The organism is Pseudomonas sp. MDT2-39-1, from assembly GCF_054898085.1.
This window is the reverse complement of sequence record NZ_CM142716.1, coordinates 1,578,320-1,590,169: the sequence shown is the minus strand read 5'-3', so window position 1 is coordinate 1,590,169 and position 11,850 is coordinate 1,578,320. Positions and strand designations below refer to the sequence as shown.

Annotated in this window: 13 protein-coding genes and 3 pseudogenes; 8 read left to right on the top strand and 8 right to left on the bottom strand. The window is 59.5% G+C overall.

The genetic code is table 11. From position 1 onward, the window contains the following. The first annotated feature begins 181 nt into the window (after positions 1–181). The 3 genes from ACYZTM_RS07865 (at position 182) to ACYZTM_RS07855 (ending at position 1,379) form a co-directional block, all read left to right on the top strand. On the top strand, positions 182–700 hold the full coding sequence (locus ACYZTM_RS07865; protein WP_461987987.1) for a GNAT family N-acetyltransferase: 519 nt from the start codon (positions 182–184) through the stop codon (positions 698–700). A gap of 78 nt (positions 701–778) precedes the next feature. Next, on the top strand, positions 779–1,045 hold the full coding sequence (locus ACYZTM_RS07860) for a prevent-host-death protein (RefSeq protein ID WP_046049521.1): 267 nt from the start codon (positions 779–781) through the stop codon (positions 1,043–1,045). Continuing rightward, on the top strand, positions 1,038–1,379 hold the full coding sequence (locus ACYZTM_RS07855; protein WP_131059726.1) for a hypothetical protein: 342 nt from the start codon (positions 1,038–1,040) through the stop codon (positions 1,377–1,379). Before ACYZTM_RS07860 ends, ACYZTM_RS07855 begins: the two co-directional genes overlap by 8 nt. Before the next feature lie 54 nt (positions 1,380–1,433). Here ACYZTM_RS07855 and ACYZTM_RS07850 read toward each other — a convergent pair whose 3' ends face one another. Then, positions 1,434–2,039, bottom strand: a complete 606-nt coding sequence (locus ACYZTM_RS07850; RefSeq protein WP_131059725.1) for a pyridoxamine 5'-phosphate oxidase family protein — start codon at positions 2,037–2,039, stop codon at positions 1,434–1,436. Positions 2,040–2,046: 7 nt separating this feature from the next. Next, the gene (locus tag ACYZTM_RS07845; protein ID WP_461987984.1) at positions 2,047–2,532 is read right to left on the bottom strand and encodes a GNAT family N-acetyltransferase; all 486 of its coding nucleotides are present in this window, start codon (positions 2,530–2,532) and stop codon (positions 2,047–2,049) included. Positions 2,533–2,672: 140 nt separating this feature from the next. Here ACYZTM_RS07845 and ACYZTM_RS07840 point away from each other — a divergent pair, with 140 nt between their 5' ends. The 3 genes from ACYZTM_RS07840 to ACYZTM_RS07830 all read left to right on the top strand — a co-directional run bounded on the left by ACYZTM_RS07840 (position 2,673) and on the right by ACYZTM_RS07830 (position 4,870). Then, positions 2,673–3,098, top strand: coding sequence for a YybH family protein (locus ACYZTM_RS07840; protein WP_131059723.1), 426 nt, complete (start codon positions 2,673–2,675; stop codon positions 3,096–3,098). Between the two features lie 81 nt (positions 3,099–3,179). Then, entirely contained in the window at positions 3,180–3,524 is a 345-nt protein-coding gene (locus ACYZTM_RS07835) for a YciI family protein (protein WP_131059722.1), read from the top strand. Between the two features lie 110 nt (positions 3,525–3,634). Continuing rightward, entirely contained in the window at positions 3,635–4,870 is a 1,236-nt protein-coding gene (locus tag ACYZTM_RS07830; protein WP_461987981.1) for an RNA polymerase sigma factor, read from the top strand. Between the two features lie 93 nt (positions 4,871–4,963). Here ACYZTM_RS07830 and ACYZTM_RS07825 read toward each other — a convergent pair whose 3' ends face one another. Continuing rightward, the gene (locus ACYZTM_RS07825; protein WP_131059720.1) at positions 4,964–5,818 is read right to left on the bottom strand and encodes a LysR family transcriptional regulator; all 855 of its coding nucleotides are present in this window, start codon (positions 5,816–5,818) and stop codon (positions 4,964–4,966) included. Positions 5,819–5,908: 90 nt separating this feature from the next. Here ACYZTM_RS07825 and ACYZTM_RS07820 point away from each other — a divergent pair, with 90 nt between their 5' ends. After that, complete coding sequence (locus ACYZTM_RS07820; RefSeq protein ID WP_461987978.1) at positions 5,909–6,346, top strand: multidrug/biocide efflux PACE transporter; 438 nt, start codon at positions 5,909–5,911, stop codon at positions 6,344–6,346. 12 nt (positions 6,347–6,358) lie between these two features. Here ACYZTM_RS07820 and ACYZTM_RS07815 read toward each other — a convergent pair. Continuing rightward, a pseudogene (locus ACYZTM_RS07815) lies at positions 6,359–6,481 on the bottom strand (SDR family NAD(P)-dependent oxidoreductase); the annotation flags it as partial. A 166-nt stretch (positions 6,482–6,647) separates the two neighbouring features. Here ACYZTM_RS07815 and ACYZTM_RS07810 point away from each other — a divergent pair. Continuing rightward, positions 6,648–7,499, top strand: a pseudogene (locus tag ACYZTM_RS07810) (LysR family transcriptional regulator). A 110-nt stretch (positions 7,500–7,609) separates the two neighbouring features. On the opposite strand, the gene ACYZTM_RS07805 reads toward ACYZTM_RS07810, so the two are convergent. The 4 genes and pseudogenes from ACYZTM_RS07805 to ACYZTM_RS07790 form a co-directional block, all read right to left on the bottom strand. Then, entirely contained in the window at positions 7,610–8,302 is a 693-nt protein-coding gene (locus ACYZTM_RS07805) for a TylF/MycF/NovP-related O-methyltransferase (protein WP_461987976.1), read from the bottom strand. Continuing rightward, positions 8,251–8,793: pseudogene (locus tag ACYZTM_RS07800) on the bottom strand (hypothetical protein); the annotation flags it as partial. The pseudogene ACYZTM_RS07800 and the gene ACYZTM_RS07805, both read right to left, overlap by 52 nt. A gap of 131 nt (positions 8,794–8,924) precedes the next feature. Then, the gene (locus ACYZTM_RS07795) at positions 8,925–10,541 is read right to left on the bottom strand and encodes an inorganic phosphate transporter (protein ID WP_461987974.1); all 1,617 of its coding nucleotides are present in this window, start codon (positions 10,539–10,541) and stop codon (positions 8,925–8,927) included. A 220-nt stretch (positions 10,542–10,761) separates the two neighbouring features. Then, entirely contained in the window at positions 10,762–11,784 is a 1,023-nt protein-coding gene (locus ACYZTM_RS07790; RefSeq protein WP_131059717.1) for a transporter, read from the bottom strand. Between the last annotated feature and the right edge of the window lie 66 nt (positions 11,785–11,850).

Genomic DNA, 11,850 nt, shown 5'->3' with positions numbered 1-11,850 from the left:
GATAAATAATACGAACCCGAGGCATTGAGTAGCGGTTATATGAAAGCTTTACGGTGCCGTCCTTTAACCCTATGCACTTTATACGAGCGCTGGGTATCGGGCGTTCAAGGGCCAGTCAGTGTTGTTAGAATCGGCGAGCGATACTCTGTCTTCTCACTTGCCCCAAGGTTGCTGTTGCGCCATGAACTTGTCGAACCCTGTCATCCGAAACGTCCTGCCTGCTGACCTGGACCGCTGCTTCGCCATCGAAACCGTTGCCTACGAAGGCGACGAAGCCGCCACCCGGGAAAAAATCGCCACCCGCATCGCCACCTGGCCCGAGGGTTTCATCGTCGCCGAAGTGGACGGCGTTGTAGCCGGTTTCATCAATTCCGGAGCGGCGTTTGAAGTGGAAATGTCAGACGAAGCGTTCAAGGAACTGATCGGCCACGACCCGGCCGGCCCGCACGTGGTGATCATGTCGGTGGTGGTGCACCCGGATTATCAGGGGCAGGGGTTGGCGAAGCGTTTGATGGGCGAGTTCATCGAGCGCATGCGGGGTTTGGGCAAGACCACCATCCATCTGATGTGCAAGGAGCGGCATATTCCGCTGTATGCCGGGTTTGGGTTTGCCTACATCAAGCCTTCCGCCTCCGATCATGGCGGGATGGCGTGGCATGAGATGGTGTTGGAGCTGGGACAAGAGCAAATGAGTGCTTGAGATAAGTTTTTTAATGGCCTAAATTCAGACCTTGTTGCGTTGGCCATCCTGTTCGGGTGGTGAGCAGAGGAATGAATGATGCGAGTTGAAACTATCAGTTTTGTTAAAAAGAATGCGGCCGCGCTGGATCTTTCCGAGCCGATGCTCGTCACTCAGAATGGCGTTCCGGCTTATGTGATTGAATCCTACGAGGAGCGTAAGCGGCGAGATGAGGCCATCGCGCTGATCAAGCTTCTTTCGTTCTCCTCTCGCGACAAGGAGCAGGGAAAGCTGATTTCTGGCGACACTTTGCTGGCCAGGCTGGCGCAGCGGCGCCAATTGCAGCAAGACGATAACGATGCCTGAGGCCTTCAGGGTAGAGTTTGCGACCGCTGCGGAGCATGGGGTTATTTCGCTGGAGTACTATCTGACGCAGCAATGCGGCCGCAAAAAAGCGGCGGAGATGGTAGATCAACTGGTGATGCAGATCGTTACGGCTCTGAGCAGTCAGGCCCATGTTTACGGTGTTTGCCAGGAAGCGGCGTCGCTTGGCGTCACTCATTTTCGTGAGTACTTGCCTATGGGGCAGCGGGTTTTGTATGAGGTGTTCCCGAGTGAAAACCTTGTAGTGGTCGCGTTGGTTATCGGTCAGCGTCAAAGTATCGAGAAGCAGTTGCTCGACTACTGCCTTCTCCTCTGACAACTAGTCAAATCCCAAAAGGGTTGCCTCAAGGCAACCCTTTTTCGTGTTCGATCAGTAGAGGCTGTCATGCACTCTCGCCGGCGCTTCCCGGTCATACGTCTCGGCATCGAACTGCCCATCGTTCAAACGCTTGTGAAACGCCCCCGCCGTCGGCAGCGCCGAGCGCTCCAGATGTTTCTCAGGGTTCCACAAGTCCGAGCGCACAATCGCTTTCGAACAATGAAAAAACGCTGCTTCCACCGTCACCAGCATCACCGTGCGCGCCGGTTTGCCACTGACCGCAAAACTCTCCAGCAACGCCGGTTCCGCGCTGATTTTCGCCGTGCCGTTGACCCGCAACGTCTCGCCGATTCCGGGAATGATGAACAGCAGCGACACCCGCGAATCGAGCACCACATTGCGCAACGTGTCGATACGGTTGTTGCCCGGACGGTCCGGGATCGCCAGGGTCTGCGGGTCAATGATCCGCACAAACCCCGGCGTATCACCCCGGGGCGAACCGTCCATGCCATCAGGGCCGACCGAGCTGATAATTACCAGCGGCGAGGCGCGGACCATCGCCTGATAGTCCTCGTTCAGAAAGGGAATCTGCTTGCGCACGGCGCGGTCGTGGGGTTGGCCGTAGATGGCTTCCAGTGCTTCGATGCTGTCGAGCATAACCACCTCAGAAAATCAGACTCATGCGCCGTTCGTAACCGATCCGGCCCCGGTAAGCCTCGCCGCTGTCGACCCAGCCGAATTTCGCATAGAGCGCGATGGCTGCCTCGTTGTCCGCGTCCACCGAGAGCTCCAGCGCTTTGATCTCAGGAAACGCCTGCCGAGCCACGTCGGGCAGGGCTTGCAGGCAGGCTTTTCCATAGCCTTTGCCCTGAGCGCGGTGATCGACTTGCAGTGCATGCAAGGTCGCGCTGTGTTCGTCGGCCCATGCCGGCAGCACGGGCGGGCGTTTCAGCAGCAGGAAGGCCACGGGAACCTCTTCGGCCAGCAGCGCAAATCCCTGGACGCCGGGGCCGGGCTTGGACAGCAAGGTGTGCAATGCACCGTGGATGTCGCCGGAGAATTTGATCTGTTCTTTATGAACTTCGATGGCCTCGACCTGCTGGCGCTGGCGCGCGTTCAGGTTTTCGTAAGGCACGAGTCGGGCTGTCACTGGAGTGTCCTTTTTCCAACAAAAGATGTTTCGGATTCTAACGAGTTTGCGTTCATGGATTATTTTTATTTCGACTGTCGATTTGGCTGTTCGCCAGACGACTAAGGGTGTCTTCACAACAAAAACCACGGAGAACCACCATGACGGCTACAGCTGAAATCCAGGCCCTGATCGACAATTATCGCCAAGCGGTAATCGCCAAGGATGTCGAGAAACTCATGTCCTTCTACGCCGACGAAATCGTCTCCTACGACGCGGTCAAAGCCCTGCAATTCCGGGGCAAGGCGGCTTACCGGGCGCATTGGGAGGAATGCATGGAGATGTGCCAGGGTGCGCACAAGTTTGACTTCGACCATATGAACATCGTCGCGGACGAGCACATCGCCTTCGCCCACTGGCTGGCCCATTGCGGCGGCACCAACGATAAGGGCGAAACCCAGGCCTGCTGGATGCGCGTCACCGCCTGCTATCGGCGCGACGCGGGGCAATGGCGCATCGTCCACGAACACTGGTCGGCCCCGTTCGACATGATGAGCGGCACGACGCTGTTCAACCTTGAACCCTGAACATCGGGCTGCTTCGTCGGGAATGTCGCGAAAGCGCCCATCTGCAGCCATAGTTGATCAGCTCGATCCGGGAGAGCCCACATGAAGTATTTATGCCTGGTCTACAGCAACGAACAGGCGTTGCACTCGCAGCCCGACAGCCCCCATGACGCCGAGTGCATGGCCTATGCCGAGTCGATCGAGGGCAGCGGCCGGATGATCGCGGCAGAGGCGCTGGAGTCGGTGCAAACCGCGACCACCGTGCGCATGCGCAACGGCAAGATGTCGATCACTGATGGTCCGTTCGCCGAAACCAAGGAGCAGTTGGCTGGTTTCTACCTGATCGATGCCAAGGACCTCAATGAAGCCCTTCAGGTCGCCGGCAACATCCCGGCGGCCCGGGTCGGCAGTGTCGAGGTGCGGCCCGTTCGCCAGTTGAATCCCTGAATAACAAGCACAAGACAGGAGATCCCCATGAGTCCACAGCCCTATAAGCAACAGCCTGCCGAATTCGGCGATCAATTGGTGACGTTGGTGACTGAAGGCATGCCGGACTGATGCCAGACGTTTCGGTCACGGCGCGGGTCGAGCAGGTCTACCGTGAGGACTCACGGCGGATTCTGGCGACGTTGATCCGCTTGCTCGGCGATTTCGACCTCGCCGAAGAAGCCTTGCACGAGGCTTTTTTCATCGCGGTCGAGCGGTGGCAGCGTGACGGCGTGCCGGACAATCCACGTACTTGGCTGGTGTCCACCGGACGCTTCAAGGCCATTGATGTGTTGCGTCGGCGCGCGCGTTTTGCGGCGTCCAGGCCAATGTTGATCGCTCAACTGGAGGAGCTGGAGCAGGCCGACTGGAGTGATAAAGACGTGGAAGATGATCGCTTGCGGCTGATCTTCACCTGTTGTCACCCGGCCCTCGCGTCGGACGCCCAGGTGCCGTTGACCTTGCGCGAAGTGTGTGACCTGACCACGGAGGAAATTGCCCGCGCATTTCTCTCGGCGCCGGCAACCATTGCCCAGCGCATCGTGCGCGCCAAAGCGAAAATCCGTGACGCCAAAATCCCTTATCAAGTGCCGACGCTGGCAGAACTGCCCGAGCGTCTGGACAGTGTGCTCAGGGTCATTTACCTGGTGTTCAACGAAGGTTACTCGGCGTCTGTCGGTGCAGAGCTGACCCGCGAGGACCTGACGCGCGAGGCGATTCGGCTCGGGCGGTTATTGATGGAGTTGCTGCAGGAATCGGAAGTGATGGGGTTGCTGGCGTTGATGCTGTTGCATGAATCACGACGCCCGGCCCGAACGTCGGCGAGCGGTGAGTTGATTTTGCTGGATGAACAGGATCGCTCGTTGTGGGATGCCGGGATGATCGCCGAAGGTTGCGCGCTGGTGGAAGCGGCGCTGACCACTGGCCGGTTCGGGCCTTATTGCCTGCAAGCAGCGATTGCGGCGGTGCATGCCGAAGCGACTACGGCGGGGGAGACTGACTGGCAGCAGATTGTGGGTTTGTATGACGTGCTGTTGACGGCAGTGCCTTCGCCGGTGATTGAGTTGAACCGTGCGGCGGCGATCTCCAGGCGGGATGGACCGTTGGCGGGGCTGGTGTTGGTTGAAGGGATTCTGGATCGGGGGGATTTGCTGGATTACCACTTGGCGCATTCGGCGCGGGCGGATTTTTGTCGGCAGTTGGGGCGGGTTGAGGAGGCGCGTGCGGCGTATGAGCGGGCGCTGGAATTGACGCAGCAAGTGCCGGAGCGGCGGTTTATCGAGGCGCGGATCAAGGCTTTGAAATGAGGTGAATTTGCCGACCTCTTCGCGAGCAAGCCCGCCCCCACAGGGTTAGCGCAGAACCTGTGGGAGCGGGCTTGCTCGCGAATGGCGGCACCGCTATTCCAGCATCTTGCTGAGTAACCAACTCCCCGCCGGCCCCGGCGGATGCAGCCGTGACCACAAGGCATCGACAAACACCGGTTTCGGCCAGCCGCGCACGTCGAGTTCAACCAGTGTCCCCGCGCCAAACCGCCCCACCAGCCAACGCGGCAACGGCGCCCAACCGAACCCGCCCTGGGCCATTTCCAGCAGCATCAGGTAACTCGGCGCCGACCAGACACGTCCCTTCGCACGGCTCTCGTACGGATTGACGATCGTCGCCAGGCGCAATTCCCGATGCAGTTGCAACAGGTCTTGATCGATGTGGCCCAGCGCGGCCAACGGATGTTCACGGGACACGAACAGGGCGATCTCCGTCCGTTCCTCCACGGTCGAGCTGACCAGATCCGGCGGGTAACTGTCCTGCTTTTCAGCGAAGGCCACATGCGCCCGACCGCTCTGCACCAATGCCACCAAGTCATCGCATTCAGCGATCAGGCATTCGAGTTCGAGGTCTGGATAACGCTGCTCGAAAGCACTCAGCGCCGCTTCGAAACGGTCGGACTGATACGTGTCGGAAATCGCCACGGTCAGTTTCGGCTCAACCCCTTGGGACAATTGCCTGGCGGTCATTTCCAGGCGGCTGGTGGCAGCCAGAATCTCCTCGGCTCGTTGCAGCATCACGTGCCCGGCCGGGGTCAGGCTCGGTTTGCGGCTGCTGCGGTCGAAGAGGGTCAGGTTCAGATCGATTTCAAGGCTCGCCACTGCAGCACTGATGGTCGACTGACTGCGCCCCAGTTTGCGCGCCGCTGCGGAAAACGAACCCTGCGTCGCCGCCTGGACAAACGCCTGCAACACTTCCTGAGAAGCCATGAACTATCGCCTTGATCGATGGTTATTGGTTATGAAGTATCGACGCGAGGCCGGATCATGGCAACCACAGTCACTCAGGGAGTCCTGATCATGAACGCCAACAAATCCATCACTGAACGTATTTTCCAGGCCATCGGTTTCGAAGTGCTGGCCATCCTGATCTGTACGCCGCTACTGGCGTGGATCATGGACAAACCGATGCTTGAAATGGGCGTCGTCACCTTGGTCATTGCCGCCCTGGCGCTGGCCTGGAACGTGGTCTTCAACGGCTTGTTCGACCGCTTGCTCAAACGCTTCGCTATCGTGCACAACGCTTGGGTACGCGTTGTTCATGCGTTGATGTTCGAAGGCGGATTGGTCGCGATGGGAGTGCCGTTGATCGCCTGGTGGCTGAACGTCAGCCTGTGGCAGGCGTTCCTGCTGGACATCGGCGTGTTGCTGTTTTTCCTGCCGTACACCTACGTTTATCACTGGGCGTATGACGTGGTGCGGGAGCGGCTGGTCATGCGCCAGTCTGTCTCGGGATAAGCAAAAGATCGCAGCCTCGTCGGCCTTGCTGTTATAGGTGCCGATAATGTCGACGCCTTGGGCGGCCAGATGCAGAGCTGCGTTTTTACCGAGGCCGCGGCTGGCGCCAGTGATCAGTGCGATTTTACGGCTCATGGGACTTCCTCAAGGGTGGTGAGTAACGGTGTGGAGGAAGTTTATTTATCCGGCCTATGGTGATAAACAGACCGAAACTGGAATCACTGGTCGGATAAACCGAACAATAGAGGGTCGGCCCATGAACAAACTGGAACTGCTGCGCTCCTGAGTTCGTGTCAGCGAAATGTCGAGTTTTACCCTGGCGGGCGAAAGTCTGGGTGTGCCGAAGTCGACCGTCTCGGAGCACGTTCAAGCGTTGGAAGCCTTGTTGGGGACGCGCCTGTTGCAACGCACGACGCGCCGGGTTCAGGCGACGCAGGACGGCCTGGTGCTGTACGAGCGCAGCCGGGACTTGTTGTCGCACATGGATGAAATCGAAGGGCTGTTTCGTCAGGATGCGGCCTCGCTCACCGGGCGGATTCGCTTTGACATGCCGAACTTTCTGGGCCAGCAAATGGTGCTGCCGCGCTTGCCGGAATTCATGGCGCTGCACCCAACTTGGAACTGGAAATCAGCACCACTGATCGCCGGGTTGATTTGCAGAGGGAAGGCTTTGATTGCGTGGTGCGGGTCGGTGCGCAGCCGGATCAATCAGTGGTCGCGCGTCACGTGTGTGATTTTGCGATGATCAATTGCGCCAGTCCCGCCTACTTGCAGCGCTATGGCATGCCGGAAAGTCTTGAGGATCTGGCACAGCATCGCCTGGTCCATTACGTCGGCGTACTGGGTTCGCGCTCGGAGGGTTTTTTGTACGAGGTGGACGGCACGTTGCATCGATTGCCGATGGCGGGCAGCGTCACGGTGAACAGCACCGATGCTTATGAAGCGGCGTGTCTTGGGGGGGGGCGGTCTGATTCAGGCGCCGATCAAGGGCATGCAACCGCACTTGCTCAGCGGTGAAATGATGGCGGTGTTACCGCAGTTCAGCGCGCCGTCCATGGAGGTCTCGCTGCTCTACGCACGGCAACGGCATTTGCCGCGGCGGGTGCGAGCGTTCATGGACTGGCTGGCCGGTGTCATCCAGTCCACAACATAACCGCTTCCTGTAGGAGCGAGGCTTGCCCGCGAAGAATGCACCGCGGTCATAACCCAATGACCGCGTTATCGTTCTTCGCGGGCAAGCCTCGCTCCTACAAGGGGGATGGGTTAGACGTGGAAATAGCCTACACAGGAGTCAAACGGCAGGCGTTTGAGTTCGATCTTGTTCAGGTCCAGCACTTCGCGCAGGGCTTTGGTTTCGCCCGGGAAGTTGCGGTAGGCCACTTCGTCCAGTACCACGATGGCGCCTTTTGGCATGTACGGCAGGAAGGTTTCCAGCGCGACTTTGGTCGATTCGTACAGGTCGGTGTCGAGGATCAGCATGGCCACGACCAGGTCCGGACGGGTCTTGACCCATTCAGGTACGGTTTTGACGATGTCGCCTTTGACCAGCTCGCAACGCGGGATGCGGTTGACCGGGCGCAGCAGGTCGTTGGCGTCGATCATGTCCTGGATCAGCGACTGGTCGGTGTCGGAGAACATGGTCTCGTTGACGTCGGCCGGGTCTTCTTTCTTGTCGATGCTCTGGAAGCCTTCGAACGTGTCGAAGCCCACGATCGAACGGTTGATCGCGTACGGCTCGAGAATCATCGACAAGTGCATGTACAGCATCAGGGCGTTGCCCTTGTACACGCCGCACTCGATGATCGCGCCCGGTACTTCAGCGACTTTCTTGACAGTTCCATACGCGACAGCGCAGCGGTGACGCCGATGCGGTTGGCGAAGACGAACGGCGCGTCGGCCACGTGGTTGTCCTTGGCCTTGTGCCGCTGGTTGTTGATCCTGTCGTTGAGGCTCCATTCGCTGGAGGTGTTCTTCACCGGCACGTCGAAGTAACCGGCGTTGATCATCATGGTCTGGTCGGGGCGGATGGTGTGCACCAGCATCCAGGTGTTGATCTGGCAATCGACGCTGCCGTACCAGGTGTCGCGATGCGGTTTGTAGGCATAGCTGACACCGGCGTGCAGGTAGTCATAGTTCGGCACCACGCGAATGCGCGGCACGTCGAAAATGTACTTGCGCGGGTCGACGCCGATCTCGTCGATAAACGACAGGATAAGGTCCTTGGGGCGCTGGCTGTTGGTGAACTGGCCCTTGAGGCGCGTCACCAGTACCACGAATTCTTCCACCGGCATCAGCGTGTGCAGCGCCTGGTGATGGGTCTCGCCGTCGAAGGCGGCGGTGATGCTTTCCTGGGCGAACGCACACAGCTCTTTGGCTGCGCGCAGCTGGGTGTTCAGGAAGATGTCGCCGGCATAGATGGCTTCTTTGGCCTGAGTTTGCGACGAAATGCGTTCTACAGGCGATAAAAACCCTGTAGGAGCGAGGCTTGCCCGCGAAGAACGATAACGCGGTCTAATTGAATGACCGAGTTATCGTTCTTCGCGGGCAAGCCTCGCTCCTACAGGGGTTTGTGTTGCGGTTAGAACATTTGGGTGAACAGCCAGTAAAGGCTGCCCGACAACAGAGTCGCTGCCGGCAAGGTCAGCACCCAGGCCATCAGCAGGTTGCGGATGGTCCTCATCTGCAAGCCGCCGCCGTTGGCGACCATGCTCCCGGCGACCCCCGAGGACAACACGTGAGTGGTCGACACCGGCAATCCGAACATGTCGGCCGCGCCGATGGTCAGCATGGCCACGGTTTCCGCCGAGGCACCCTGGGCGTAGGTCAGGTGGGTCTTGCCGATCTTCTCGCCGACCGTCACCACGATGCGCTTCCAGCCGACCATGGTGCCCAGCCCGAGCGCAATCGCCACGGCGATCTTCACCCACAGCGGAATGAAGCGCGTCGAGTTGTCGATCTGTTGCTTGAACAGTTGCAGTTTGCTGCTGGTGTCGGCGTCGAAGTTGCCGACCTTGTTCTTGTCCATCAGGCGAATGGTTTCGCTGGTCAGGTACATGTCGTTGCGCACGTTGCCCACGGCCTCGGCGGGGACTTTGGACAGCGAACCGTAACCCTTGACCTGCGCACCGATGCTGCCAGTGAGGGCTGCGAGGGCAGGGATCAGTTGTGGCGTGGCTTCCTTGCTGCGCACGTATTCAGAGAGCACCGGACGCGGATCGGCCGGGGCCGGCATCGGTGCGCTTTTCACCAGCGCTTGCTGGGTGACTTCGGCGACGGCGGCGAACTGCAGCGCCTGGTCGGCCGGCATGGTGCGGTTCAGCGCATAGGCCATCGGCAGCGTGCCGACCAGAATCAACATGATCAGGCCCATGCCTTTCTGGCCGTCGTTGGAACCGTGGGCGAACGAGACGCCGGTGCAGGTCACAATCAACATGCCGCGAATCCACCACGGCGGTGGCGTGTCGCCGACCGGTGCCTTGTACAGCGCGCGATTCTTGACGAACGCACGCAAGACCAGCAGCAATAACGCGGCAAAGCCGAAGCCAACCAGCGGTGACAATAGCAACGCATAACCGATCTTGGTCGCCTGTGCCCAGTCCACGCCGCTGGTGCCGTCATGGCCATGCATCAGGGCATTGGCCACGCCGACACCGATGATCGAACCGATCAAGGTGTGTGACGAGGAGGCCGGCAAACCCAGCCACCAGGTGCCGAGGTTCCACAGGATCGCCGCGATCAACAGGGCGAAGATCATCGCGAAACCGGCGGAGGACCCGACTTGCAGAATCAGCTCCACGGGCAGCAGGGCGATGATGCCGAACGCCACCGCACCACTCGACAGCAGCACCCCCAGAAAGTTGAAGAACCCGGACCAGGCCACGGCGAAATTCGGCGGCAGCGAGTTGGTGTAAATCACCGTGGCCACGGCGTTGGCGGTGTCGTGGAAACCGTTGACGAACTCAAAGCCCAGAGCGATCAGCAATGCCACGCTCAACAGCAGAAACGGCGTCCAGGTGGTGACCACCGTGCCGAGTTCGTGCATGTCGTGCATCAGGCTGTAAGCGGTGAACAACAGTCCGCTGGCCAGTACCCCGAAAAACACCACGAGGGTGAACAGGCTGGGTTTTTTATCGAGTTGCGGTCTGGCGCTACTGGCGGGAGCCTGCGTTTCGGCTGTGTAGGAAGGCGTAGCCATGACGGACATTCCTGAGGAGGGAAGGTGTGTTCGTCATGATCGTTGCCAAATGTTACAGAGAAACTGCCCTGCGTCAGGATTTGGGGTTTTTGCTTATCCGTTAATCAGAATTCACCACGGTCCCTGTAGGAGCGAGGCTTGCCCGCGAAGGCGGTATATCAGGTAAAACGCCTTCGCGGGCAAGCCTCGCGCCTACAAGTGGAGTGCCGGATTTGAAAGATTAATAATCCTGGCGCTTACGAAACGCCCAACGCCCCGCAATCACGGTAAACGTCGCGACCAGCGCCACCAGAATCCAGAACCCCTCCGGATCCCCCGAAAGCGGCACCCCGCCGACGTTCATGCCAAAGAAGCCGGCAATGATGTTGATCGGCAGCGCCAGCACCGTCACCACGGTCAGGGTGAACAGCGTGCGGTTGCTCTGCTCATTCAAGTTGGCCGCGATCTCTTCCTGCAACAACTTGATCCGCTCACCGAGCGCCGTGAGGTCGTTGATGATCAGCGCAAACTCCTCGGTGGACTTTCGCAGCTCCTTGACGTCCTCCTTCTGCAACCACTGCGGCGGCCGGTTGAGCAATCGCAACAACGACCCCGGCTCCAGCGCCAACAAGCGTTGCAGGCGCACCAGTACCCGGCGATTGGCACCGAGTTCGGCACGGTTGGTGGACAGCCGCGACGACAACAACTCATCTTCGATCTGATCGACACTGAGGCTGGTCTTGCGCACGATCTGGGTCAGCACTTCGCCCTGATCGCGCAGCAAATGCACCAGCAATTCCAGCGGTGAACGAAAGCACTCGCCGGCCTTCACCGAGGAACGCAGCTTGTCCACCGAGTGCAGCGGTTGCAGGCGGGCGCTGATGATCAGCCGACTGCGGGCACAGACCCACAGCGTCGACACATCGGACGAAACCATGCTGCTGAGGTTAAACACCACATCGTTGACCACCGCCAGCAACGCCGAATCCACATGCTCGATCCGCGTGGATCGTGAACCTTCGTGCAAGGCTTCGAAAAACTCGTCCGGTAATTCCAGATGGCTTTTCATCCAGCGCTCGCACGCGGCATGCGCCAGGTTCAGGTGCAGCCACAGAAACTCGTCACCCTCGTCCGGCTGTTGAAGGCATTGCAACGCCTTGGCCGAATCAATCTCCCGACCACGCTCGCCGGGGCGAAAACTGAAACCGTAGAGCAGACCGAAGAGGTCCGGGGCGCGATGGCTTTGGTCGATGCTGTGGTTCATGAGGGCTCGCTGAAGGAGGCGCGGTCGGTCGCTTGTGGCTCGCGGAAGGAAGCACTGTCGGTCGCT

Excerpts from the sequence above, each read along its gene's own strand:
- ACYZTM_RS07865 (WP_461987987.1), top strand. The coding sequence starts at position 182 with ATGAACTTGTCGAACCCTGTCATCCGAAACGTCCTGCCTGCTGACCTG.
- ACYZTM_RS07860 (WP_046049521.1), top strand. The coding sequence starts at position 779 with ATGCGAGTTGAAACTATCAGTTTTGTTAAAAAGAATGCGGCCGCGCTG.
- ACYZTM_RS07855 (WP_131059726.1), top strand. The coding sequence starts at position 1,038 with ATGCCTGAGGCCTTCAGGGTAGAGTTTGCGACCGCTGCGGAGCATGGG.
- ACYZTM_RS07850 (WP_131059725.1), bottom strand. The coding sequence starts at position 2,039 with ATGCTCGACAGCATCGAAGCACTGGAAGCCATCTACGGCCAACCCCAC.
- ACYZTM_RS07840 (WP_131059723.1), top strand. The coding sequence starts at position 2,673 with ATGACGGCTACAGCTGAAATCCAGGCCCTGATCGACAATTATCGCCAA.
- ACYZTM_RS07835 (WP_131059722.1), top strand. The coding sequence starts at position 3,180 with ATGAAGTATTTATGCCTGGTCTACAGCAACGAACAGGCGTTGCACTCG.
- ACYZTM_RS07830 (WP_461987981.1), top strand. The coding sequence starts at position 3,635 with ATGCCAGACGTTTCGGTCACGGCGCGGGTCGAGCAGGTCTACCGTGAG.
- ACYZTM_RS07825 (WP_131059720.1), bottom strand. The coding sequence starts at position 5,818 with ATGGCTTCTCAGGAAGTGTTGCAGGCGTTTGTCCAGGCGGCGACGCAG.
- ACYZTM_RS07820 (WP_461987978.1), top strand. The coding sequence starts at position 5,909 with ATGAACGCCAACAAATCCATCACTGAACGTATTTTCCAGGCCATCGGT.
- ACYZTM_RS07805 (WP_461987976.1), bottom strand. The coding sequence starts at position 8,302 with ATGGAGCCTCAACGACAGGATCAACAACCAGCGGCACAAGGCCAAGGA.
- ACYZTM_RS07795 (WP_461987974.1), bottom strand. The coding sequence starts at position 10,541 with ATGGCTACGCCTTCCTACACAGCCGAAACGCAGGCTCCCGCCAGTAGC.
- ACYZTM_RS07790 (WP_131059717.1), bottom strand. The coding sequence starts at position 11,784 with ATGAACCACAGCATCGACCAAAGCCATCGCGCCCCGGACCTCTTCGGT.